This window comes from Sabulicella glaciei, from assembly GCF_026183895.1.
Taxonomy (GTDB): Bacteria; Pseudomonadota; Alphaproteobacteria; order Acetobacterales; family Acetobacteraceae; genus Roseococcus; species Roseococcus glaciei.
The window spans coordinates 519,486-543,597 of record NZ_JAPFQI010000001.1 but is presented as its reverse complement, the minus strand read 5'-3'; the positions used below and the strand labels follow the sequence as shown (position 1 = coordinate 543,597).

Genomic DNA, 24,112 nt, shown 5'->3' with positions numbered 1-24,112 from the left:
CTCCTCCCCTCGACGTCGATGCCGCGCCGGTGACCGACGCGACCGAGACCAAGCGCATCGACTACGCGCCCATGTTCCCGCTGGGCGAGGACGCGACGCCCTACCGCAAGCTGCCGATCGAGGGCGTCTCGACGATCGAGGTGGACGGCAGGCGTGTGCTGCGCGTACCCCCGCGCGTGCTGGAGCAGCTGGCCTTCCAGGCCTGCCGCGACGTGTCGCACCTTCTGCGCCCGGGCCACCTCCAACAGCTTTCGAACATCCTGAAGGACCCCGAGGCGAGCGCGAATGACCGCTTCGTCGCGCTGGACCTGCTGAAGAACGCCAACATCGCGGCTGGCGGTAAGCTGCCCATGTGCCAGGACACCGGCACGGCCATCGTCTTCGGAAAGAAGGGCCAGCGCGTCTGGGTCGAGGGCGACGAGGAGGAGGCGATCTCCACCGGCGTCGCGCGCACCTACACCGAGACGAATTTGCGCTATTCCATGATGGCGCCGCTCTCCACCTTCGACGAGGTGAACACGGGCAACAACCTGCCGGTGGAGTTCACCATCCTGGCCAGCCCCGGCGAGCACCACGCCGAGGAGCTGCACCTGATGTTCGTGCTCAAGGGCGGCGGCTCGGCCAACAAGACCTTCCTGTTCCAGCAGACGCGCGCCGTGCTGAGCAAGCCGAAGCTGCTCGCCTTCCTGGAGGAGAAGATCAAGACGCTCGGCACATCCGCCTGCCCGCCCTATCACCTGGCGATCGCGATCGGCGGCACCTCGGCCGAGGCGAACCTCAAGGCGGTGAAGCTGGCTTCCACGCGCTACCTGGACAAGCTGCCGACGAAGGGCAGCAAGGCCGCCCACGCCATCCGCGACCCGGAGCTGGAGGCCGAGATCCACAAGCTGACGCAGAACCTCGGCATCGGCGCGCAATTCGGCGGCAAGTATTTCTGCCACGACGTGCGCGTGGTCCGCATGGCGCGCCACGGCGCCTCGCTGCCCATCGGCATCGGCGTCTCCTGCTCCGCCGACCGGCAGATCAAGGCGAAGATCACCGCCGAGGGCGTCTTCCTGGAGGATCTCGAGCACGACCCGGCCCGCTACCTGCCCGAGACGACAGACGAAATCCTGGGCGGCGACGTGGTCAAGATCGACCTGAACCAGCCCATGGACGCCATCCGCGCCGAGCTGACGAAGCATCCGGTGAAGACCCGCGTCTCGCTGACCGGCACCATCGTCGTGGCCCGCGACATCGCCCACGCCAAGCTGCAGGAGCGGCTGGACCGCGGCGAGGGCCTGCCCGACTACATCAAGAACCACCCCGTCTACTACGCAGGTCCAGCCAAGACGCCCGAAGGCATGCCCACTGGCTCCTTTGGCCCCACCACGGCCGGCCGCATGGACAGCTACGTGGAAGGGTTCCAGGCCGCCGGCGGCTCGCTGGTGATGCTGGCCAAGGGCAACCGCTCCAAGGCGGTGACCAATGCCTGCAAGGCCCATGGCGGGTTCTACCTCGGCTCCGTCGGCGGCCCCGCCGCGCGACTGGCCCAGGACTGCATCCGAAAGGTCGAGGTGCTGGAATACCCCGAGCTGGGCATGGAGGCGATCTGGCGCATCGAGGTCGAGGACTTCCCGGCCTTCATCGTAGTGGATGACAAGGGCAACGATTTCTACGACGGGCTGGAGTGAGCACTTCCGTGACGTCGCCTGCGAACAGGATCCCGGCGCGCTTCGCGCCCGTGGTGACCGGCCTGCTGCTGACCTGCCTGATGACCTTCGTGGTCTCGGGCATGTCCACGCTGCTCGCGCTCGGCCCGGGCGCGGAGTTCCTGGTGCGCTGGCCTGTGGCCTGGATGAGTTCCTGGGCCGTCGCCTTTCCGACCATCCTCCTCGTCATGCCGCTGGTGCGCCGCCTGGTCGGCCGGCTGGTTGCGGCGCCCCAGGCCTAGGACCGCACACATGTCGCGCCGCCTCATCTCCTCCGGCTCCCGCTTCGAGGCGGAGATCGGCTATTCGCGCGCCGTGGTGGACGGCGACTGGGTCTTCGTGTCCGGCACGACCGGCTACGACTACGCCACCATGACCATCGCCGAGGGCGTGGAGGAGCAGTGCGACCAGGCCTTCCGCAACATTGCCGCCGCGCTGAGCGAGGCGGGGGCGGAGATGGCCGACGTGGTGCGCGCCACCTTCATCGTGCCGCGCCGCGAGGATTGGGAGCCCTGCTGGCCCGTGGTCCGGCGCTGGTTCGGCGAGGTGCGCCCGGCCTCCACCCTGCTCCACGCAGGGCTGCAGACGGATGCAATGCGGATCGAGATCGAAGTGACGGCGCGGCTGCGCCGCCGGCAGGGGGACAAGGGCTGATGCGCTTCTCGGTGGACCGTCTCGATCACCTGGTCATCACCTGCCGGGACGTGGAGATCAGCGCCGCCTGGTACCAGCGCGTCCTCGGCATGGAGCGGGAGGAGTTCGGCCCGCACCGCCGCACCTCGCTGCGCTTCGGCGGGCAAAAGATCAACCTCCGTCCGCAGGACGCGACCCAGGCCGAATGGTGGTCCGGCACTGCCGCCGCCCCTGCCACGCAGGATCTTTGCTTCATCGTCACCGTCTCGGGCATGGAGGTGGTGGCGCATCTGCACGATTGCGGCGTCGCGGTGGAACAGGGCCCTGTCCCCAAGCAGGGAGCCCTGGGGCCCATCAGCAGCGTCTATTGCCGTGACCCGGACGGCAACCTGATCGAGATCGCGACCTACAGCGACTGACCATCCCGCTTCGGATTGGAACGCTCGCCTCGCCCGCGCTTTACTGCGGCAGACGGGAGGGCAGCATGACCACGCGAACCGAAACCGACAGCCTCGGCACCATCGAGATCCCGGAGGACCGCCTGTGGGGCCCGCAAACGGAGAGGGCGAGGCGCCTCTTCGCCATCGGGACGGAGCGCTTCCCGCCCGCGCTGATCCGTGCCGTCGGGCAGCAGAAATGGGCATCTGCTGAGGCGAATCGCCGCCTGGGCGAGTTGCCCGTCCTGCTGGCCGACCCGATCAAGCAGGCTGCGGAGGAAATCATCAGCGGCGTGCGCGACGCGGATTTTCCGCTGTCCGTCTGGCAGACCGGCTCCGGCACCCAGACCAACATGAACGCCAACGAGGTGATCTCGAACCGGGCGAACCAGATCCTCGGCCATAAGCTTGGCGCGCGCGATCCGGTGCATCCGAACGACCACGTGAATCGCGGCCAGTCCTCCAATGACAGCTTCCCGACGGTCATGCACCTCGCCGCCGCGCAAGCGGTGGAGGGCCGGCTGAAGCCTGCCCTGGCGACGCTGGCGGATAGCCTTGCGGCGCGGGCGAGTCAGTGGGCTTCCGTGGTCAAGGTCGGACGCACCCACCTGATGGACGCGGTGCCGGTGACCCTGGGCGGGGAATTCGCCACCTGGGAGCGTCAGGTCCGGCTGGGGCTGGAGCGCCTGGATGCCTGCATGCCCCGCCTTCTGCTGCTGCCGCAGGGCGGCACGGCGGCCGGGACCGGGCTGAATCGCCACAAGGAGTTCGACCGCGTCTTCTGCGAGGTGGTCGCGACCCGCACCGGGCTCGCCTTCGCGCCCAATCCGGACAAGTCGGAAGGGATGGCCGCGCATGACGCCTTGCTGGAGCTGCACGGCGCGCTGAACGTGATCGCCGCCTCGCTCACCAAGGTGGCGAACGACGTCCGGCTGCTCGGCTCCGGTCCGCGCTCCGGCCTTGCGGAATTGATGATCCCCGAGGACGGGCTTTCCTCCTCCATCATGCCGGGCAAGACCAATCCGACGCAGAGCGAGGCGCTGACCATGGTCTGCGCCCAGGTCATGGGGAACCAGGTCGCCGTCACCGTGGGGGCCGCGCATGGACACCTGGAGCTGAACACCTACAAGCCGCTGATCATCCAGGCGGTGCTGCAATCCATCACGCTGCTCGCCGACGCCTCCGAAAGCTTCGCGCGGCACATGGTGGACCAGCTGGAGCCGAACTTGCCGCGCATCGCGGAGAACCTCGCCAAGTCGCTCATGCTCGCCACCGCCTTGAACCCGCACGTGGGCTACGACAAGGCGGTGAAGGTGGCGAAGCTGGCCCTACACGAGGATCTGACGCTGCGTGAAGCCGCGATCCGGCTGGGCGTCACCTCCGGCGCCGAGTTCGATGCGTGGGTCCGACCCGAGACGATGATCCGGCCGGCGTGACCGGGGCGCATCTGTCCAAGCGCTCCCTGCGGCTCGCGGGCCATGCCACCTCCATTGCGCTGGAGCCCGAGTTCTGGTCGGCGCTGGAGCGCATGGCCGCAGGGCGCGGCCTCAGCCTCGCCGCGCTGGTGACGGAGCAGGACGCGCTTCGCGGCGAGCAGCCCCTGGCCAGCCGCCTGCGCGTCTTCGCCCTGGAAGCGTCCTGCGGCGCGGACTGACCGGCCGAGTCAGGTGCTCTTGAGCTCTGGTCCGTCTCCGCGCCCGCGGCCCGCCGGGTCGAACGGATCGGTGTCGGTCGGACCTTGCGGGCCGCGCCCCCCGCCGCCCCGGCCGCGTCCGACCGGATCGTTCGGGTCACGGTCGGTCACTCCGCCACCCTGCCCGCCTCCGCCGCCCCTGCCTCGGCCGACCGGGTCGTTCGGATCGCTATCCGTCGCGCCGTTGCCGGGCGGGCGGGATCCCCCACGCCCCCGGCCGGGCGGGTCATTGGGGTCACTGTCCGTCGTTCCGGGCGGGCGCGATCCGCCGCGTCCCTGGCCGGGCGGGTCGTTCGGATCGCTGTCCGTCGCGCCGCGCGGCCGGGCGCCGCCCCTGCCCTGGCCGGGCGGGTCGCTTGGGTCGGAGTCCGAGGTCCCTCGGTTTGGCGGCGGTGGACGCGGCGCCTGCTCCGGTGGCGAGGTCTTGCGCTTGCCGGGCGGCTCCACAGGCGCCGTGTCGGGAGGGCTGCTCTTGCGCTCCTGCGCGGTCGCGGGACCGGCGATTCCGCCGGTCGCCATTCCCAGCACCAGGATCCGGCGTCTCAGCCGCGGATCGCTCATCCCCCTCTCCTCCCTTTCATTCGCGGCCGGCCCGGCCGGCTCCTTCCGGCAGAAACGCGGCCGGGGCACCCAGGGTGGCAATCTCGGCGGTGCCGGTCACGCGCATTCGTCCCCCCAGGCTCAGAAAGGCGCCACGGATCTGCCCCCGAGCGAGAAGCAATTCCGCCTGACGAAGGCCGGCGTCCAGGGCCGCCTCCAGCAGCGGGGCTGGAAGGTCACCGACCGCGACCGTGACGCCCTGCCCTGCCAGGTCGGTATCCGGGTCCAACTCCTCCGCCGGACGCCGGAGGATGGCGGGGTGCTCGGCGTTCACGGCATTGGCGATCAGCGTCGCCGCCGCATCGGCCTCCGCCGCGCGGGGCGCCAGCACGGTCACCGCATCCGCGATGCCCAGGGAAAAGGATCGCCCGCGCCAGCCGGAAGTGGCGACGCCACCGACCCCGTCCTCGGCGCGCAGATGCGCAACGGGCCCGAGACCCGGGCGATCCGGCCGTTCCGCGAGCCCCACCCGCAAGGACGCCCCCGGGGTCAGATGAACCGCGATGTCGCCGCCGTTGTTCACATGGGCGGCGGACACGCCCGGCACGGCGGCAATGGCCGCCAGCACGTGCTCCGCCACCGCGCCGGCCACCGCTGCCATGGGCGTAATGAACGACGCGCGAAGGGGCCAGCAAGCCTCGACCATCCGGCACGCGACCGGGTGCTTGGCCTCGGGCGGCCGGCCGAGCAAGGGCGACCGCAACAGCGGGAGTTCCGCCGCCAGGGCAGGCAGCACGCCGCAAAGGGCGCGGAACGCCGCCTCGCGCGCCGACTGTATCGCCGGGCGCGTCCCTTCCAGCCCGATCACGAGGTCGATCGGTCCATCCGAGAGGTGCAGCCGCCCGTCGGGGAGGAGGCAGCGCTGGGGCGGTGGCCAATCCGTCACCCCGGCGCATCCGGCCAGGGATTGGCGGACATCCAGGGCGCCGCGAGACTCTCTGCGCCGTGACGCTCGATCAGCGCGGATAGCGCGATCGCATGCTCCACATGCCCCCCCAGCGCGGCGTAGAGGTCGGCACGCAGGGTGAACTCGATCGGCGCCACCAGCGCAGGGGTCGGCACGTAGCCGAACGCCTTGTCGGGGATGCGGAGGATATCCGCCATGAGGGTGATCCCGCCGCCAGGATACAGGTAGCAGGGCGCGCCGCCCATGGTGACGCGCACCTCTCCCGCCTGGACGCGGCGCGTGAGCAGGATCGGGTTCTCCGTCACCCCCGCGCGCAGCGAGCCCCCCGCCCCGGCCATGAAGAGGATGGAGGTCATCGCCGGCTCGCAGTTCTCGCCGATGCGGGCGACGGTGCGGCGCACGGCCTCGGGCATCGGCGCGGGGATCGGGCGCAGCGCGTCATCCAGTTCCAGGTAGAGCGCGTCCTCGCCGGTCGTGCTGGTCATCAGCACCCGCATCCCTGGCCAAGCCAGCTTCGGGTCGATGGATTCGAGGACCGTGAGCGGATCGGTGATATCTGTACCGCCCCAGCCCGTGCCCGGATGCGCCACCTGGAAGTAGCGCCCCGGGGTGGAGCGGCGGCCACGCACGCGCAGCCCTGTCGGCCGCATAGAAAGGCACTTCCCCGCCTGATGCTCGGACAGGACGCCGGTGATGTGGTCGTCCAGCACGACCACCTCGTCCACGTGGCCGAAGAATTGCTGCGCGAAGATGCCGATGGCAGCCGAGCCGCAGCCCACGCGCATCCGTGTCTCGCGCACGCCGTTCACGACCGGGGCGGCGCCAGCCTGAATCGAAAGCCGCGCCCCATCGGGGATGGTGACCTCGATCGCCTCCTTCCGGCACAGCGCCAGCATGGCCGCGCAGGTGACGCTGCCCTCGCGCTTGGAGCCGCCGGTGAGATGCCGCACCCCGCCGAGCGAAAGCATCTGCGAGCCGTATTCCGCCGTGGTGACGTGGCCGATCTGCTCGCCCTCATGCATCACCGGCGCGCATTCGGGGCCGAGATGCCGGTCGGTGTCGATCTTCACCTTCAAGCCGCAATAGCTGAAGATTCCCTCGGTCACGACCGTCACCGTGTCCACGCCGTGATGCCGGCTGCCGACGATGAACGGGGCCGGCTTGTAGTCCGGGTAGGTGGTGCCTGCGCCGATGGCGGTGACGAAGACCGGCTCGGCCGGCGTCACCTCGCCCGACCACTCTTGCGCCGCGTCCAGGAAGGGAACGACGGGCCGGCCCTCCTCCACGGCGCTCGTCAGCAGGACCAGCGGGTCGGTGCGGACGAGCCGCCCCTCCTCGTTGGCGTAGCGCGAGCAGGCGCCCGCGCGGCCCGGGCGGATGCGGCACAGCACCGGGCAGGCATCGCAACGGACGATGCCATCGGCCTCGGCGGCGCCGAAGAGGCTAGTGCGATCTACCATCCGGCTTCCTTCAGCGCCGCGCGCAGGCGGTGCGGCAAGGCCGGGATGCGCGTCACCTCCACGCCCGTCGCGTCGCGGATGGCGGAGAAGATGGCGGGCGCCGTCGCCACCAGCGCCGGCTCGCCCACGCCCTTGGCGCCGAAGGGGCCGAGAGGCTCGCTTTCCTCGACAAGCAGGCACTCGATCGGCGGCACGTCGCCGAAGGAGGGGATGAGGTAGTCATGCAGGTTCTCGGTGCGGCCGGGGATGTATTCCTCCATCAAGGCAAGGCCGATCCCCTGGGCGATGCCACCATGAGTCTGCCCCTCCACCAGCGTGGGGTTGACGGCGCGGCCCACGTCATGCGCCGCCACGAAGCGCTGCAGCGCGACGGTGCCGAGGCGCGTGTCCACCGCCAGGGCGCAGATCTGCGCCGCGAAACCATAGGTGGCGTAGGGCACGCCCTGCCCTTCCCCGTCCAGCGGGGTGGTGGGCGGGTCGAAGCGGCCCACGCCTTCCAACGCGGCCGCCGGAACAAAAGCCTCGCCGCCCACGGTCAGGCGCTTCCCGTCCCATCCAATCGCCGCGTTGCGCCCGGCGAGAACCCGCGCCCGCAGGTCGAGCGCCGCTTCCATCGCCGCGCGTCCGCTGACGAAAGTCTGGCGGGAGGCACTGGTCTTGCCTGCGTCCGGTGTCAGGTCAGTGTCGCCATTGACGTGACGCAGCGCGGAGACAGGTACGCCCAACGCCTCGGCGGCAATCTGGCAAAGCACCGTGCTGCTGCCCTGGCCAATGTCCACGGCGCCGTTCAGGAAGGTGAGCGTGCCGTCCGCTTCAAGGATCAGCCGCATCTCGGACGGGTTGGACATGCCGGTATTCCCGATGCCGTACCACATGCCGGCGATGCCGACTCCGTGGCGCAGCGTGCCGCCCTTCGCGTTCCGGGCCGCGGCCTCGGCGCGCAACTCATTCCAGCGCGGTCGCAGCGCCTCCAGGCATGGGCGCTGTCCGGCCGAATGTGCCAGCACCTGCCCGGTCGCCGTCTCGTCGCCCACCACCAGGGCGTTGCGGATGCGGAACTCGAGCCGGTCGAGCCCGCATGCATCGGCTAGGCGGTCCCACAGCGCCTCCTGCGCGATGGCGGCCTGCGGCACGCCGAAACCGCGAAAGGCGCCGGAAGGCGGCTGGTGGGTAAAGACCGCCCGCGCGCGCGCGCTCACATGGGGCACACGATAAGGTCCGGTGGCGTGGACCGGCACGCGCCCCGCCACGGTCGGTCCCCAGGAGGCATAGGCACCCGTGTCGTAGATCCCCTCGAATTCCAGCGCGAGGAGCCGGCCCTCCGCGTCGCACCCGGCGCGCGCGGTGATGCGCGCGGGGTGGCGCTTGGTGGAAGCGGCCATGCTTTCCGGCCGCGTCCAGGCCGCGCGCACCGGCCGCCCCGTGACCCAGGCGGCAAGGGCCAGCAGCGGCTGCATCCCCGCATCCAGCTTGCCACCGAAGCCGCCGCCGCAGGCGGAAGGGATGATCCGCACCGCTTCGAGCGAGAGGCCGAGCACGCCCGCCACCTCCTCGCGGTCCATCGCTGGCGCCTGGGTGGAGCACCAGATCTCCACCCGGTCGCCCACGCGTCGCGCCCAGCCGGCTTCCGGCTCGAGGTAGGCGTGCTCGACAAAGGAGGTGCGCCAAGTGCCTTCCACGACGTGCGCGGCTTCGGCGAGGGCGGCCACCGGATCGCCGCGCGTCACGCGGCCCTCGGCCAGAACGTTGTCCGGAAAATCCGTGTGCATTGCGTTCGCTCCGAGCGCAACGTCCGGATCGCCCAGCGCAGGCAGCACTTCGAAGGCGATGGGCAGCGCGGAGGGCGGGACGGAGAGCACGGGGTCACGCGGCCCGACCAGCGCCGCCACGGCATCGCCGCGGTACAGGACGCGCTCACCGGCCAGGACGGGCTGGTCCTTGATGTGCGGATAGATGCCGTAACCGTTGCGCCCCGGCACGTCGCGCGCGGTCAGGAGGCGAAGCCCGGGATGCGCACGGGCGAAGCCTTCCAGGTCGCCCAGGATGACCCGGGCGTGGGGATGCGGCGAACGGATGGTGCGTAGCCACAGCGCATCGGCGGGCGCGCCATCCGCGCCATACAAGGCCGTCCCGTCCAGCTTTGGCGCGCCATCCGTGCGCGGCAGGCGCGCGCCGACGCCGCCCTCCTCGGCTGCGGGTCCGGTGCCGAGCACCGCTTCGACGATGCGGCGATAGCCGGTGCAGCGGCACAGCACGCCGCCCAGCGCCTCCTCCACCTCCGCCTCGCTCGGCGTCGGGTTCTCCCGCAGCAACTCTGTCGCGGCAACCAGCATCCCCGGCGTGCAGATGCCGCATTGCGCCGCGCCGGCCGCGTGGAAGCGCTCGGCGAGCGCCTGGCCCTCCGGCGTGGCGGCAATGCCCTCCACCGTCTCGATCCGCGCGCCCTCGCATTGACCTAATGGGACGAGGCAGGCGCAGGCCTGGGCGCCCTCCAGCAGCACGGTGCAGGCGCCGCAATCCCCGGCGTCGCACCCGACCTTGGTGCCGGTGAGACCCAGCCCCTCGCGCAGCGCCTCGGAAAGGCGCGTCGCGGGCGGCAAGGAAAGGGCATGCGTTTCTCCGTTCACCAGCAAGGTGACCGGCGGCGCGGCGACGCGATTCATGCGGCGCTCGCCAGGGTCAGGGCACGGGAGACCACCTCGGCCGCAGCCTCGCGCCGATACTCCGCCGAGCCGCGGATGTCGCTGATCGGCGAGACCTCCCCGTTCCAGTGATGCGCGACTTCGGAGCAAGCGCCGATCGTCGCGCGGCCCTCCGCATCCGCCGCCGCCATGGCGATGGAGATAACGAGGTGGCGCCGCGCGCCCAGCTTCACGAAGGCGCTCGGCACTTCGGCCCGTTCGGCGGGGATCAATAGCGCGGCCAGGATCTCGTCGTCCCGCAGGACCGTGCGCCGGTTGCCGAGGATGAAGCGGTCCAGCGGGAGGCGTCGCTCGCCCACCGGCGAAAGCAGCACCGCCTCGGCCGCCAACAGCAGAAGGGGCGGCACGCCGTCGGCGGCGGGGGAAGCGTTGCAGAGATTGCCGCCGATCGTTCCCCGCGCCTGCACCTGCCGGCCGCCCACCTGCCGCGCCGCCTGCTGCAGGGCCCGGAAGCCCGGCGGAAGTGCGGCGTCGCGCAGCGCGGCCCAGGTGACGCCTGCGCCGAGGCGCCAATGGCGACCATCCCGCTCCAGCGTGCGAAGCTCGGCAATGGCCGAAAGGTCGAGCAGCGACTCCGCCACCGATCCCTCCCAGGCGGCGTGGTGGGCGCGCGCCGGATAGATGTCCGTTCCGCCAGCCAGGGGGCGCGCTCCCTCGCCCGCCCGGATGTCCAACGCCGCCCGCAGGTCGCGCGGGCGCCAGTACCGGTCCAACTCCGCCGCCTCCATGCCAAGCGCCGGGCGAGTGTGGGGGCGCACGCACGAAAAATCCACCGGGCTTTGACAAGGCCGGGCCCTGCCTTCCAACCTCACAGGGCGCGGCGAAAGGGGACAGATGACGCGAATCCTCATCCGGGGCCTCGGCCTCGTGTTTTCCGGCGAGGTGCGGGACCCCGTGCGGGATGCCGATGCCATCTTCGTGGAAGGGGGACGCATCGCCGGGATCGGCCGGGCGGCGGATTTCGAGGCCGAGCAGGTGATCGATGCGCATGGCTGCGCCGTCATGCCCGGGCTGATCGACAACCACGTCCATCCGGCCTTCGGCGACTGGACTCCACGCCAGAACCAGCTCGGCTGGATCGAGGGCATGGTCCATGGCGGAACGACGACGCTGGTCTCCGCGGGGGAGGTCCATCTGCCCGGACGGCCCAGGGACCCGGTCGGGGTGAAGGCCCTCGCCATTGCCGCGCAGCGCGCCTTTTCCGCCTTCCGCCCCATGGGCGCACGCGTCCTGGCCGGCGCCCCTGTGCCGGAGCGCGGCATCACCGCCGAGGACTATGCCGAGATGGCGCGGGCCGGGGTGCGCTGGGTCGGCGAGTTCGGGCTGGGGACGGTCAAGGACGAGGCGGAGGTGGTGGAGCACATGCAGGCCGCCCGCGCCGCCGGGCTGAACGCCATGATCCATTGTGGCGGCCCCTCCATCGCCGGCTCCAACCTGATGCGGGCGCCGGTGGTAATCGCGGCCGATGCCGACATCGTGGCGCATATCAACGGCGGCCCGACCTCCCTTCCGACGGCAGAACTCACCGAGGTGATCGAAGGCACGAAGCGCGCCATCGAGGTGGTCCACAACGGCAACCCGCGCAACGCCATTCACGCGATGAACGTCCTGCGGGAAATGGGACGGCTGGATCGGCTTGTGCTCGGCACGGACAGCCCGGCCGGATCGGGCGTGCAGCCGCTCGGCGTGCTGCGGACCATCTCCCTGCTTTGCTCGCTGGGCGAGCTGGATCCCGGCATCGCCATCGCGGCGGCGGGGGGCAACACGGCGCGCTGGCGCGGGATCGAGGCCGGGACCATCGCCGTCGGGCGCCCCGCGGACTTGGTCTTCCTCGACGCGCCGATTGGCGGTGCCGGGGAGGATGCGGCGGAGGCCTTCATCCATGGCGAACTGCCCGGGATCGGCATGGTCATGGTGGATGGCGAGGTGCGCTGCGGCCGTTCCCGCAACACTCCGCCCGCCGCCCGCATCCCGGAGGTGCTGGCGTGACCGCGATCCGCAAATGGGCTGTCCTCGTCGAGGAAACGGTCGTGGAGGCCGGGCGGCCCGTTTCCCCGTCCATCCGCCGTGCTGTTGCCATGGCCGTTCTGCGGAACCCCTTCGCCGCCCGCTTCGAGGAAGACCTGACAGTCCTGGTGGAGCTGGGAGCGACGCTCGGGGCGGAACTCGCGGCGCGGGCCATCGCGGCGCTCGCCATCTCCGGGGAGGAGGTCCATTCCTTCGGCAAGGCGGCAATCGTGGGCGAGGATGGCGAGCTGGAGCACGCAGCCGCGCTGCTGCACCCGAAGATGGGCGCCCCGGTCCGCACGGCGCTGGGCAAGGGACCGGCGCTGATCCCCTCCGCCAAGAAGCGCGGCGGGATGGGGGCCGCGATCGACGTGCCGCTCGGGCACAAGGACGCTGCCTTCGTCCGCTCGCATTTCGATGCGATCGAGGCGCGGCTGCCCGACGCGCCCCGGCGCGACGAGATCCTGCTCTGCCTCGCCCTGACGACGGGCGGACGCCCCCTGCCCCGTATCGGCGGCCTTACGGTCGAGGGCATTGTCGGCGAGGATGGTTTGCGGTGACAGCGGGGCCACGCCGCCCCCATCATGCGGCATGGCTTCCATCGAGATCACGCTGAACGGCGCGCGCCGGACGACCGAGGCGCCGCCCACCACCACGTTGCTGGACTGGCTGCGCACCGAGGGCCTGACCGGTGCCAAGGAAGGCTGCGCCGAGGGCGATTGCGGCGCCTGCACCGTCGTGATCGAGGCAGGCGCCTCGCGTCGCCCAATCAATGCCTGCCTGTGCGTGCTGGGCCAGGTGCATGGCCGCGCGATCCGCACCATCGAAGGGCTTGGACGCGACCATCCGGCCGTGCGCGCCATGGCAGAGGGCGGCGCCACGCAATGCGGCTTCTGCACGCCGGGCATCGTCATGGCAGCCTGGGCCTGGACCCGCACGGGCGGCGACCCGCACGCCGCACTGGCCGGGAATCTCTGCCGCTGCACCGGCTACCGCCCCATCCTCGAAGCCATGGCGGCGATGCGCGATGATGGCGGCTCCGCGCCCGGATACGCCGCTGCCCCGTCGCGCTTCGGCAGCTTCCATCTTCCGGCCACCCTGGAGGAGGCGGTGGTGCTGCGCGCCGCCCGGCCCGGTGCGATGCTGCTTGCAGGGGGGACCGACCTCGGCCTGCGCTTCTCCGAGGATCGCGAGCACCCGGAGGAGACAGTCTGCCTCCTCCACGTGCGCGAGATGCAGGGCGTGAAGACGGGTGCGGCAGGCCAGCGCATCGGCGCCGCCGCCCCGTACGCCGAATGGCTCGAAGCCTGCCGCGAGGATGCGCGCTTCACGCCCCTCGTGCCCTATCTGGAGCGGCTGGGGTCCCGGCAGATCCGTTCGCTCGGGACGGTCGGCGGCAACCTGGGAACGGCCTCGCCCATCGGCGATGCGCTGCCCGTGCTGCTGGCGCTGGACGCCGTGGTGGAATGCACCTCGCCGCGAGGCACGCGGCGGGTTCCGGTGGAGGAGTTCCTGCTCGGCTACCGGCGCAACGCCCTGGCCGCGGACGAGCTCATCGTCGCGGTGGAGCTTCCTGCACCGCCCCCCGGCGCGCTCCTGGCCGCGGAGAAATTGTCGCGCCGTCATGACCAGGACATCAGCGCCGTCTCGCTGGTGGCCTGCATTGAATTCGCGGGCGGCACCACGTCGCGCGCGCGCCTCGCCCTCGGGGGCATGGCGGCAAGGGCGATGCGGGCGCACGAGGCCGAAGTCGTGCTGGTCGGCCGCGCCCTGGATGACGCAGCCGCACGCGAGGCAGGCGAGGCCTTGCGCTTCGCCCCGATGGACGACCATCGCGGCACGGCCGCCTATCGCATGGAGGCGGCGCGCGGCCTCCTGCGTCGCCTCGCCCTGCGCCATGCGCGGCCGGACCTGCCCGCGACGATCCACGCATGAACACCGCCATCGTCGGCCACGCCCTGCGTCACGATAGCGCCCTGCTTCACGCGAGCGGCGGGGCGCGCTTCCTCGACGACCTTCCGGAGCCGGCGGGGACCTGGCACGCGGCGCTGGCCCTTTCGCCGGTGGCGCATGGCCGACTTCTGGGTCTCGACCTGCCCGAAGGGGTGCGGGCCATCCTCCCCGCGGATATCCCGGGCGAGAACGACATCGCCCCCATTGGCCAGGGCGAGGTGCTGCTGGTGGAGAACCTGATTGAGCACCACGGACAGCCCCTCGCCCTGCTGGTCGCGCCGACGCGCGACGCCGCCCTGCGCGCTGCCGCCGCAACCCGTGCCCACATCGAGGCGCTGCCGCCCATCCTGAGCATCGAGGCGGCGCTGGAGGCGGGCACTTTCCTTGTCCTGCCGCAGATCATCGCCGAGGGAGATGTCGAAGCCGCACTCGCGGCCGCGCCACATCGCCTGGCTGGCGAGTTCCGCGCGGGCGGCCAGGAGCATTTCTACCTGGAGGGCCAGATCGCCCTCGCCATCCCCGGCGAGGAGGACGAGATGCTGGTCCACTCCTCCACCCAGCATCCGACCGAGGTGCAGCACGTCGTCTCACGCGTTCTGGGCGTGCCGTTCCACCGGGTGACGGTGCAGTGCCGACGGCTCGGCGGCGGCTTCGGCGGCAAGGAAAGCAACGCCTCCTCCGTGGCAGCGGCAGCGGCGCTCGCGGCGCGGGTGACGGGTCGCCCGGTCAAGCTGCGCCTGCCCCGCCGCTCCGACATGGCGGCGACCGGCAAGCGCCACCCCTTCCTGTATCGCTGGCAGGCCGGTTTCGACGAGATGGGGCGCCTGCTTGCGCTGGATGCCATCTTGGCGGCCGATGGCGGGCACTCGCTGGACATGTCCGGCGGCGTGGTGTTCCGCGCCCTCACCCATGCGCTGAACTGCTATGGGGCGCCGGCGCTGCGAATCTCCGCCTGCGCCGTGAAGACGAACCACGTGAGCAACACCGCCTTTCGTGGCTTCGGCGGACCGCAAGGCGCGCTGCTGATGGAGGACGTGCTTCATCAAGCCGCAGCGCAGCTTGGCCATGACGTGGAGGCCCTGCGTCTGCGCAACCTCGCCGACCGGACGCCCTACGGCCAGGCGCTGGAGCCCGCGCTGACCCGGCGCGTCCTGGCCGAGGCCAAGGCCGATGCCGAATGGGACCGGCGGCGAGCGGATGCGGCTTCATTCAACGCCACGCATCCGACGCTCCGAAGAGGGGTGGGCGCCTTCTGCTGCGCTTTCGGCATCGCCTTCGGCATCCCGCACCTGAACCAGGCGGGCGCATTGGTGCATGTCTACACGGATGGCTCCATCCGCCTCGCCCATGGCGGGACGGAGATGGGCCAAGGGCTGTTCATCAAGGTGGCGCAGGTGGTGGCCGAGGTGTTCGGCGTGCCCGTCGAGACGGTCGGTCTCGCCCCTACCTCCACCGCCGAGATTCCCAACACCAGCGCCACTGCGGCCAGCACGGGCAGCGACCTGAACGGGTGGGCCGCACATGCCGCGGCGGTAGCGGTGCGGGACCGGATGGCGGAGGTCGCGGCGCGGCACTTCGGCTGCCCGCCCGAGGGGCTGCGTTTCGAGGAAGGCCACATCCTCCCGCCCGGCGGCAATGCCGGGATGCGCTTTGGCGAGCTGGCGAAGCTGTGCTGGCGGGAACGGGTCAGCCTTTCCGCGACCGGCTTCTACCGCACGCCCGACATCCACTGGGATGCCGAACGCATGCGGGGGGAACCATTTTTCTACTTCGCCTATGGCGCCGCGGTGGCGGAGGTGCTGCTCGACACCTTGACCGGCGAGCATCGCTGCCTGTCCGCGCACCTTGTCCAGGATTGCGGGAGGAGCCTCAACCCCGCCATCGACCTTGGTCAAATCGAGGGCGCCTTCGTGCAGGGGCTGGGCTGGCTGACGAGCGAGGAGTTGTGGTGGGATCACGAGGGACGGCAACGCACCCTAGGCCCCTCGACCTACAAGATCCCGGGCTCCCGCGACGTGCCGCCCGTGCTGCGGGCACGTCTGCTGGAAGGATCGGAAGCGCGGGACGGGGCGCTGTTCCGGTCCAAGGCGGTGGGGGAACCGCCGCTGCTGCTCGCAACGGCGGTTGTGAATGCCCTGCGCGACGCTACCGCCGTGGCGAGCCTCGACCTGCCGGCCACGCCGGAGCGCGTCCACGCAGCGCTCAGGCACCGCTAGCTTCCCGCTTCGGTGGGAACTGCGATGCCGCTTGCACATGGCTCATGGCATTGCCATACAAGTCAGCAAGCGCGGCTGGAATGCCGGATGGAATGGGAGGCTGGGCCGGGTGAGCGACACGATCCTCAAGGCGGAAGGACTAACAAAGGAGTTCCGTGGCTTCGTCGCGGTGAAGGACGTGAATCTTGCGATTCGCCGCGGGTCGATCCATGGCCTGATCGGGCCGAACGGCGCCGGCAAGACCACCTGCTTCAACCTGCTCACCAAGTTCCTGATCCCGACGCGCGGCACCATCACCTATGACGGGCGCGACATTACCTCCCTGAAACCGGCCGAGGTTGCGCGGCTTGGCCTCGTGCGCTCCTTCCAGATCTCCGCCGTCTTTCCGCACCTCACCGTGCTGGAGAACGTCAAGCTGGCCTTGCAGCGCCAGCGCGGCGGCTCCTTCGATTTCTGGCGCAGCGATTCGGTGCTGCGGGAATACGACACGCGGGCGCGCGAACTCCTCGCCGACGTGGCGCTGACGGAATATGAGCGCGTGCAGGCCGGGCAGCTCCCCTATGGCCGCAAGAGGGCGCTGGAGATCGCGACCACCCTCGCCCTCGACCCCGTCATGATGCTGCTGGACGAGCCCACGGCCGGCATGACGCATGAGGACGTGGATCGCATCGTGGCGCTTGTGAAGCGCGTCTCGGCTGGACGCACCGTGCTGCTGGTCGAGCACAACCTGAAGGTTGTGGAGGGGCTCTGTGACGAGATCACCGTGCTCGCGCGCGGCGAGGTGCTGGCCCAGGGCAATTACGCGACGGTGAGCCGCAACCCCGATGTGCAGGCTGCCTATCTCGGCACCGACCCGGCCAGCGTCGGCGCCCCCACCGCGACGGGAGAAGCCGCCCATGGCTGAGCCGATGCTGAAGATCCGTGGCCTGGAGGCGTGGTACGGCGAGAGCCACGTGCTGCACGGCGTATCGCTCGACATCCACGAGGGCGAGGTGATTACGCTGCTGGGGCGCAACGGCGCCGGCAAGACCTCCACGCTGCGCGCCATCATGGGGCTGACCGGCCGCCGCGCCGGCTCCATCCTGTTCGAGGGCAAGGAGATGATCGGGCTGCGGCCCGACCTGATCGCCCGCTCGGGAATCGCCTATTGCCCGGAGGAGCGGGGCATCTTCGCCTCGCTGGACGTGACCGAAAACCTGCTGCTCCCTCCGGCGGTGCGACCGGGCGGGCTGTCGGTGGACGAGATCTACACCCTCTTCCCCAACCTCAAGGAACGCGCGCTCTCCCCGGGCACCAAGCTCTCGGGCGGCGAGCAGCAGATGCTGGCGATCGGCCGCATCCTGCGCACGGGCGCCAAGCTGCTTCTGCTGGACGAGCCGTCGGAAGGGCTGGCGCCGGTCATCGTTCAGCAGATCGGCCGCACCATCCGCGAGCTGAAGAGTCGCGGCTTCACCGTCCTGCTGGTGGAGCAGAATTTCCGCTTCGCGCAGACCGTGGCCGACCGCCACTACGTGATGGAGCATGGCGAGGTGAAGGCGACCGTGACCAACGCCGAACTCGCCACCTCCTTGGACCGCCTGCACGAATACCTGGCCGTGTAAGGCACTCGAAAGGACTGATCTTATGACGTTGAACCGCCGCAACCTCCTCGCCGCCGCCGCGGCCACGCCCATCGCCGCCGGCTTGCCCCTGTCCGGCGCGCGGGCGCAGGCGCAGAACACCATCCGCATCGGCGTCCTCAACGACCAGTCGGGCCTGTATCGCGACCTGTCCGGTCCCGGCTCCACCCAGGCGGTGCGCCAAGCCATCCAGGACAGCGGCGTCACCCAGCGCGGCATCAACGTGGAGGTGGTGCAGGCCGACCACCAGAACAGGCCCGATGTCGGCTCCACCGTCGCCCGCCAGTGGATCGACCGCGACGGCGTGGACGTGATCGTAGACGTGCCGACATCCTCCGTGGCGCTGGCCGTGAACACCGTGGTGCGCGAGCGCAACAAGGTCTTCCTGAACTCCGGCGCGGCCACCAGCGACCTGACGGGCGCACAGTGCAGCCCCAACACGGTCCATTGGACCTACGACACCTGGATGCTGGCGCGCGGCACGGGCGGCGCCATGGTGCGCGCGGGCGGCGACACGTGGTTCTTCCTGACCGCCGACTACGCCTTCGGCCATGCGCTGGAGCGTGACACTGCGGAATTCGTGCGCTCGGCGGGCGGGCGCGTGCTCGGCCAGGTCCGCACTCCCTTCCCCGGTACGACCGACTTCTCCTCCTATCTGGTTCAGGCGCAGGCCAGCCGTGCCAAGGTGATTGGCCTCGCCAATGCGGGCGGCGACACCATCAACTCCATCAAGCAGGCCGCCGAGTTCGGCCTGACCCGGCGCGGCGTGAAGCTGGCGGGGCTGCTGGTCTTCGTGACGGATGTCCACTCGCTTGGGCTGCAGACGGCGCAGGGCCTCGTCCTGACCGAGACTTTCTACTGGGATCTGAACGACCGCACCCGCGCCCTGACGCAGCGCCTAGGCAACATGCCGGGCGGGCTGCGGCCGACCATGGTCCAGGCGGGCTGCTATTCCGCGGTGCTGCACTACCTGAAGGCCGCTGCCGACATGGGCGCGCAGCAGGCCAAGGCCAGCGGCATCGAAACGGTGAACCGCATGAAGGCCATGCCGACCGACGACGACGCCTTCGGCCAGGGCTCCATTCGTCCGGATGGGCGCAAGATCCACCCGGCTTATCTCTTCGAGGTGAAGACCCCGGGGGAAAGCCGCGGGGCGTGGGACTACTACAAGCTGCTGTCCACCGTGCCGGCCGACGAAGCCTTCCGGCCGCTCGCCCAGGGCGGGTGCAGCCTCGTCCGAACCTGACCCGACCATCAAGGGGCGAGTCGGCGCAGACCGGCCGCCCCAGCCATCCCGCCGGCCCCTGCCGGCGGGGACCAGAACAGGGAGTGTTGAGAACATGTCTGAGATCAATCGCCGCGGCTTGCTGGCGGGTGCTGCTGCCACCGCCGCCTTCGGCGCCCTACCGGTCTGGCAGGCCCGTGCCCAGGCGCAGAACACCATCCGCATCGGCGTGCTGAACGACCAGTCGGGCCTGTATCGCGACGTGAACGGACCCGGCTCGGTGTCCTGCGTCCGGCAGGCCATTGCCGACTCGGGCGTCACGCAGCGCGGCATCAATGTCGAGGTCTTGGTGGGCGACCACCAGAACCGGCCGGATGTCGGCTCCAACATCGCGCGGCAGTGGATGGACCGGGATGGCGTGGACGTCATCCTCGACGTGCCCACCTCTTCCGTCGCGCTTGCCATCAACACGGTGGTGCGCGAACGCAACAAGATCTTCCTCAACAGCAGCGCCGCGACCAGCGACCTGACGGGCGCGCAGTGCAGCCCGAACACGATCCACTGGACCTACGACACCTACATGCTCGCCAAGTCCACCGGCGGCGCCATGGTGCGCGCTGGCGGCGACACGTGGTTCTTCCTCACGGCGGACTACGCCTTCGGTCATGCGCTGGAGCGTGACACCTCGAACTTCGTGCGCGCCGCGGGCGGCCGCGTGTTGGGTGGCGTGCGGACGCCCTTCCCCGGCACCGATTTCTCCGGCTTCCTGGTGCAAGCGCAGGCGTCGCGGGCCAAGGTGATCGGCCTCGCGAACGCGGGCGGCGACACCATCAATTCCATCAAGCAGGCGGCCGAGTTCGGACTGACGCGGCGCGGCGTGAAGCTGGCGGCGCTTCTGATGTTCATCTCCGACGTGCATTCGCTTGGGCTGGAAACGGCGCAGGGGCTGGTCTGCACGGAAACCTTCTACTGGGACCTGAACGATCGGACCCGCGCCTTCACGCAGCGTGTCCTGCCCAGCATGCCCAACCAGCTTCGGCCGGGCATGGGCCAGGCGGGCTGCTACAGCGCCGTGATCCACTACCTGAAGGCGGTGGCCGACATGGGCGCGCAGCAGGCCAAGGCCAGCGGCATCGAAACGGTGAACCGCATGAAGGCCATGCCGACCGACGACGACGCGATGGGCCAAGGTTCGATCCGTCCCGACGGGCGGCGCATCCAGCCCTCCTACCTTTTCGAGGTGAAGTCGCCGGGAGAAAGCCGCGGGGCGTGGGACTACTACAAGCTGCTGCAGACCACCCCGGCGGAGGAAGCCTTCCGCCCGCTGAGCGAAGGCGGCTGCTCGCTCGTCCGAAGCTAAGAGAGACAAGGAGAGGGCGGGGCCGGACATGGGCACGAAGAATCCATGCCGGTCCCGCCGCGTCGGGGGCAACACGAAGAAGGAAACGCCAGCATGACCATTCACCGCCGCGGCCTCCTCGCCGGCGCTGCCGCCACGACACTGCCCTTCGCAACGCTGCGCGCCCAGCAGGCCAACATGCTGCGGTTGGGCGTCCTGACCGACATGTCGGGCCCGTATCGCGATCCGACGGGGCCCGGTTCCGCCATCTGCACGCAGCAGGCGGTGATGGAGTTCGCGTCGCGCCTCGGCATCCAGGCGGAGGTGATCCAGGCCGACCACCAGAACCGGCCCGATGTCGGCTCCAACATCGCGCGCCAATGGTACGATCAGGGCGTGGACGTCATCGTGGACGTGCCTACCTCCTCTGTCGCGCTCGCGATTAGTCAGATCGCCCGGGAGAAGAACAAGCTTTTCCTCAATTCCGGCGCCGCGACAAGCGACCTGACCGGTCCTGCCTGCTCGCCCAACACGGTACACTGGACCTATGACACCTACATGCTCGCCAAGGGCACCGGGGCGGCGCTGACCCGTGCGGGCGGCGATAGCTGGTTCTTCATCACGGCCGACTATGCGTTCGGCCACGCGCTCCAGCGCGACACCTCCTCCTTCGTGGAGCAGGGCGGCGGGCGGGTGCTCGGCGCCGCGCGCTATCCGTTTCCGCAGACGACGGATTTCTCCTCCTACCTGGTCCAGGCCCAGGCCAGCCGGGCCAAGGTGCTCGGCCTCGCCAATGCGGGGACGGACACGGCGAACTGCATCAAGCAGGCGCGCGAGTTCGGGCTGACCCGCAACATGCGGATCGCCGGGCTGCTGATGTCCTTCATGGAGGTGCACTCCCTCGGCCTCGACACGGCGCAGGGCCTGCTGCTGACCGAGCCGTTCTATTGGGACCTGAATGACCGCACGCGCGCCTTCAGCCAGCGCGTGCAGCCGCGCATGCCGAACCGCGCCATGCCGGCCCAGGTCCAGGCCGGATGCTACGGCGCGACGGTGCACTACCTGAAAGCCGCCGGGGCGATGGGTGCCGCCGCCGCGAAGGCCGATGCGCGGGCCGTCGTGGAGCGGATGAAGTCCATGGAAACGGATGACGACGCCTTCGGCACGGGCCGCATCCGGCCCGATGGCCGCAAGATCCACCCGACCTATCTGTTCCAGGTGAAGACGCCCCGCGAATCGCGCGGGACGTGGGATTACTACAACATCGCGGCGACCAACCCGGCCGAGGAGGCTTTCCGCCCCATGGCCGAGGGGAATTGCCCGCTCGTCAGGGGGTAAGACACGCGTATGGACGAGATCTTCGGCATCCCGGCACCGCTGCTCTTCGGGCAGTTGCTGCTCGGTCTCATCAACGGGGCCTTCTACGCGCTCCTCTCGCTCGGCCTCGCCGTCATCTTCGGGATGCTGAACGTCATCAATTTCACGCATGGCGCCCAGTTCATGCTGGGCGCCTTCGTTGCCTGGGCGATGCTGAACTTCCTCGGCCTCGGCTATTGGTGGGCCTTGCTTCTGGCGCCCATCGTGGTCGGGTTGTTTGGCGTGCTGCTCGAACGAACAATGATCTCGAAGCTCTACAAGCTCGACCACCTTTATGGGCTTCTGCTGACCTTCGGCGTCGGACTGATCATCGAGGGACTGGTGCGGAACGAGTTCGGCTCGTCCGGCCTGCCCTACCGCATCCCACCGGAGCTGTCGGGCGCCTGGGATCTCGGCTTCATGTTCATGCCGGTCTATCGCGGCTGGGTGGTGATCGTGGCCCTGGTGGCCTGCATCGCCACCTGGCTGGTGATCGAGAGGACGAGGATCGGCTCCTACCTGCGCGCAGCGACGGAGAATCCGGCATTGGTGCAGGCCTTCGGCATCAACGTGCCCCGCATGATGACCTTGACCTACGGCGCGGGTGTCGCCCTGGCCGCCTTCGCAGGCGTGCTGGCGGCGCCGATCTACAGCGTGAACCCACAGATGGGTTCCAACCTCATCATCATCGTCTTCGCCGTGGTCGTGATCGGCGGCATGGGCTCGATCCTGGGCTCGGTCCTCACGGGCTTCGGACTTGGCATCGTCGAGGGCCTGACCAAAGTGTTCTATCCGGAAGCTTCCGCCACCGTGATCTTCGTGGTCATGGCCATCGTCCTGCTGCTGCGGCCCGCCGGCCTGTTCGGGAGGGCCTGATCCATGGCGGCACCCGGCGGATTCTCCGGCAGCGACTTCAAGGCCGAGGAGACGGTGTTCCTCGGCTTCACTCGGACGCAGCTCATCGCCTTCCTGGTGATGGTGGCCGTCATCGCGGTCAGCCCCTTCTTTCTCTACCCCGTCTTCCTGATGAAGGTGCTGTGCTTCGCGCTCTTCGCCTGCGCCTTCAACCTGCTGATCGGCTATGTCGGCCTGCTTTCCTTCGGCCATGCGGCGTATTTCGGCATGGGCGGCTACCTCGCCGGCCACGCGGCCAAGGTCTGGGGCTTCACGCCCGAGATCGCGGTGCTGATCGGTGGTGCGGTGGGCGCCCTGCTCGGCCTCGTGATCGGCTGGATCGCCATCCGGCGGCAGGGCATCTACTTTGCCATGATCACCCTGGCCTTCGCGCAGATGGTTTATTTCTTCTGCGTGCAGGCTGCCTTCACCGGGGGCGAGGACGGCATCCAGGCCATTCCGCGCGGCAACCTTTTCGGCGTGATCCCCTTGAGCGCCGACATCACCATGTACTGGGTGACGGCGGCGGTGTTCCTCCTCGGTTTCCTGTTCATCCATCGCACCATCCATTCGCCCTTCGGCATGGTGCTGAAGTCTATCCGCGAGAACGAGCCGCGCGCCACCTCGCTCGGCTACCGGACCGACGACTACAAGCTCGTTGCCTTCGTGCTTTCCGCGATGCTCTCGGGCGTCGCGGGGGGGATCAAATCCATCGTCTTCGGCATCGCCACCCTGACCGACGTGTTTTGGACCATGTCGGGCGAGGTGGTGCTGATGTCCCTGGTCGGCGGGTTGGGCACGATCTTCGGGCCGGTGGTGGGTGCCGCCGTGATCATCACCATGCAGAACTACCTCGCGGAGTTCGGCGCCTGGGTGACGGTGATCCAGGGCGTCATCTTCGTGCTCTGCGTGCTGGCCTTCCGGCGTGGCATCGTCGGCGAGATCGGCAACTGGCTGCGCGTTCGGCTCTGATCGCCGACCGCCGCGCACAAAAAAGGGGGGCCGCGCGGCCCCCCTTCGCTTGTCCGAACCGGCTCTCAGACCTTGACGTCGTTCGCCGCCTCGGGGCGGATCACGCTCGCGATGGTGCCGCGCACCACCTCGACGCGGATGTTGGGGGCGATCTCGACTTCCACGACGTCGCTCGTCTCGCTCACCTTCCTCACCTCGCCGACGATGCCGCCGGCAGTCACGACCTTGTCGCCACGCTTCAGCGCGGCGAGCATGGAACGATGCTCCTTCATCTTCTTCTGCTGCGGACGGATCAGCAGGAAGTAGAAGACGACAAAGATCAGCAGCAGCGGCAGGAGCTGCATGACGACGGCGCCCGCGCCGGCCGCGGCGGCATCCTGGGCGTAAGCGGGGGAGATGAGCATGTTT

Annotated in this window: 23 protein-coding genes; 17 read left to right on the top strand and 6 right to left on the bottom strand. The window is 69.7% G+C overall.

The window, feature by feature from the left end; genetic code table 11:
* The first annotated feature begins 71 nt into the window (after positions 1 to 71).
* From OF850_RS02410 to OF850_RS02385, 6 genes are all read left to right on the top strand, one after another.
* On the top strand, positions 72 to 1,673 hold the full coding sequence (locus OF850_RS02410; protein WP_301588845.1) for a fumarate hydratase: 1,602 nt from the start codon (positions 72 to 74) through the stop codon (positions 1,671 to 1,673).
* Between the two features lie 8 nt (positions 1,674 to 1,681).
* A complete protein-coding gene (locus OF850_RS02405; RefSeq protein ID WP_301588076.1) occupies positions 1,682 to 1,933 on the top strand; it encodes a DUF2798 domain-containing protein in 252 nt (83 codons plus the stop codon).
* Positions 1,934 to 1,943: 10 nt separating this feature from the next.
* Positions 1,944 to 2,345 (top strand): RidA family protein, encoded by a 402-nt coding sequence (locus tag OF850_RS02400; protein WP_301588075.1) that lies wholly within the window; start codon positions 1,944 to 1,946, stop codon positions 2,343 to 2,345.
* A complete protein-coding gene (locus OF850_RS02395; protein WP_301588074.1) occupies positions 2,345 to 2,743 on the top strand; it encodes a VOC family protein in 399 nt (132 codons plus the stop codon). Before OF850_RS02400 ends, OF850_RS02395 begins: the two co-directional genes overlap by 1 nt.
* A 65-nt stretch (positions 2,744 to 2,808) precedes the next feature.
* Entirely contained in the window at positions 2,809 to 4,197 is a 1,389-nt protein-coding gene (locus OF850_RS02390; RefSeq protein ID WP_301588073.1) for a class II fumarate hydratase, read from the top strand.
* Positions 4,194 to 4,415 (top strand): ribbon-helix-helix domain-containing protein, encoded by a 222-nt coding sequence (locus OF850_RS02385; RefSeq protein ID WP_301588072.1) that lies wholly within the window; start codon positions 4,194 to 4,196, stop codon positions 4,413 to 4,415. The genes OF850_RS02390 and OF850_RS02385 overlap by 4 nt, the downstream gene beginning before the upstream one ends.
* Positions 4,416 to 4,424: 9 nt before the next feature.
* Here the strand turns inward: OF850_RS02385 and OF850_RS02380 are convergent, their stop codons facing one another.
* The 5 genes from OF850_RS02380 to OF850_RS02360 are packed head-to-tail and all read right to left on the bottom strand — an operon-like array spanning position 4,425 to position 10,881.
* A complete protein-coding gene (locus tag OF850_RS02380) occupies positions 4,425 to 5,015 on the bottom strand; it encodes a hypothetical protein (protein WP_301588071.1) in 591 nt (196 codons plus the stop codon).
* Positions 5,016 to 5,031: 16 nt separating this feature from the next.
* Positions 5,032 to 5,940 (bottom strand): UPF0280 family protein, encoded by a 909-nt coding sequence (locus OF850_RS02375; RefSeq protein WP_301588069.1) that lies wholly within the window; start codon positions 5,938 to 5,940, stop codon positions 5,032 to 5,034.
* Positions 5,937 to 7,421 carry a 6-hydroxynicotinate reductase gene (locus tag OF850_RS02370; RefSeq protein WP_301588068.1) on the bottom strand — a complete coding sequence of 495 codons (1,485 nt, stop codon included), beginning with the start codon at positions 7,419 to 7,421 and terminating at the stop codon, positions 5,937 to 5,939. Before OF850_RS02370 ends, OF850_RS02375 begins: the two co-directional genes overlap by 4 nt.
* Positions 7,415 to 10,084 (bottom strand): molybdopterin-dependent oxidoreductase, encoded by a 2,670-nt coding sequence (locus tag OF850_RS02365; protein ID WP_301588067.1) that lies wholly within the window; start codon positions 10,082 to 10,084, stop codon positions 7,415 to 7,417. Before OF850_RS02365 ends, OF850_RS02370 begins: the two co-directional genes overlap by 7 nt.
* On the bottom strand, positions 10,081 to 10,881 hold the full coding sequence (locus OF850_RS02360; RefSeq protein WP_301588066.1) for an FAD binding domain-containing protein: 801 nt from the start codon (positions 10,879 to 10,881) through the stop codon (positions 10,081 to 10,083). The genes OF850_RS02365 and OF850_RS02360 overlap by 4 nt, the downstream gene beginning before the upstream one ends.
* 76 nt (positions 10,882 to 10,957) lie before the next feature.
* Here OF850_RS02360 and OF850_RS02355 point away from each other — a divergent pair, with 76 nt between their 5' ends.
* The 11 genes from OF850_RS02355 (at position 10,958) to OF850_RS02305 (ending at position 23,704) form a co-directional block, all read left to right on the top strand.
* Entirely contained in the window at positions 10,958 to 12,112 is a 1,155-nt protein-coding gene (locus OF850_RS02355; protein ID WP_301588065.1) for an amidohydrolase family protein, read from the top strand.
* Positions 12,109 to 12,690, top strand: a complete 582-nt coding sequence (locus tag OF850_RS02350; RefSeq protein ID WP_301588063.1) for an amino acid synthesis family protein — start codon at positions 12,109 to 12,111, stop codon at positions 12,688 to 12,690. Before OF850_RS02355 ends, OF850_RS02350 begins: the two co-directional genes overlap by 4 nt.
* Positions 12,691 to 12,721: 31 nt before the next feature.
* Positions 12,722 to 14,065 (top strand): FAD binding domain-containing protein, encoded by a 1,344-nt coding sequence (locus OF850_RS02345; RefSeq protein WP_301588061.1) that lies wholly within the window; start codon positions 12,722 to 12,724, stop codon positions 14,063 to 14,065.
* Positions 14,062 to 16,299, top strand: coding sequence for a xanthine dehydrogenase molybdopterin binding subunit (xdhB, locus tag OF850_RS02340; protein ID WP_301588060.1), 2,238 nt, complete (start codon positions 14,062 to 14,064; stop codon positions 16,297 to 16,299). Before OF850_RS02345 ends, xdhB begins: the two co-directional genes overlap by 4 nt.
* A gap of 109 nt (positions 16,300 to 16,408) precedes the next feature.
* Positions 16,409 to 17,203 (top strand): ABC transporter ATP-binding protein, encoded by a 795-nt coding sequence (locus OF850_RS02335; protein ID WP_301588059.1) that lies wholly within the window; start codon positions 16,409 to 16,411, stop codon positions 17,201 to 17,203.
* Complete coding sequence (locus tag OF850_RS02330) at positions 17,196 to 17,900, top strand: ABC transporter ATP-binding protein (protein WP_301588057.1); 705 nt, start codon at positions 17,196 to 17,198, stop codon at positions 17,898 to 17,900. Before OF850_RS02335 ends, OF850_RS02330 begins: the two co-directional genes overlap by 8 nt.
* A 22-nt stretch (positions 17,901 to 17,922) precedes the next feature.
* The gene (locus tag OF850_RS02325; RefSeq protein WP_301588055.1) at positions 17,923 to 19,164 is read left to right on the top strand and encodes an ABC transporter substrate-binding protein; all 1,242 of its coding nucleotides are present in this window, start codon (positions 17,923 to 17,925) and stop codon (positions 19,162 to 19,164) included.
* Between the two features lie 94 nt (positions 19,165 to 19,258).
* Positions 19,259 to 20,503, top strand: coding sequence for an ABC transporter substrate-binding protein (locus tag OF850_RS02320; RefSeq protein ID WP_301588054.1), 1,245 nt, complete (start codon positions 19,259 to 19,261; stop codon positions 20,501 to 20,503).
* Positions 20,504 to 20,596: 93 nt separating this feature from the next.
* On the top strand, positions 20,597 to 21,820 hold the full coding sequence (locus tag OF850_RS02315) for an ABC transporter substrate-binding protein (protein WP_301588053.1): 1,224 nt from the start codon (positions 20,597 to 20,599) through the stop codon (positions 21,818 to 21,820).
* Positions 21,821 to 21,829: 9 nt separating this feature from the next.
* Positions 21,830 to 22,714: a branched-chain amino acid ABC transporter permease gene (locus tag OF850_RS02310; protein ID WP_301588051.1), complete on the top strand. Its 885-nt coding sequence runs from the start codon at positions 21,830 to 21,832 to the stop codon at positions 22,712 to 22,714.
* Between the two features lie 3 nt (positions 22,715 to 22,717).
* The gene (locus OF850_RS02305; RefSeq protein WP_301588049.1) at positions 22,718 to 23,704 is read left to right on the top strand and encodes a branched-chain amino acid ABC transporter permease; all 987 of its coding nucleotides are present in this window, start codon (positions 22,718 to 22,720) and stop codon (positions 23,702 to 23,704) included.
* Positions 23,705 to 23,769: 65 nt separating this feature from the next.
* On the opposite strand, the gene yajC is transcribed toward OF850_RS02305, so the two are convergent.
* Positions 23,770 to 24,108, bottom strand: coding sequence for a preprotein translocase subunit YajC (gene yajC / locus OF850_RS02300; RefSeq protein WP_301588047.1), 339 nt, complete (start codon positions 24,106 to 24,108; stop codon positions 23,770 to 23,772).
* Positions 24,109 to 24,112 lie beyond the last annotated feature (4 nt).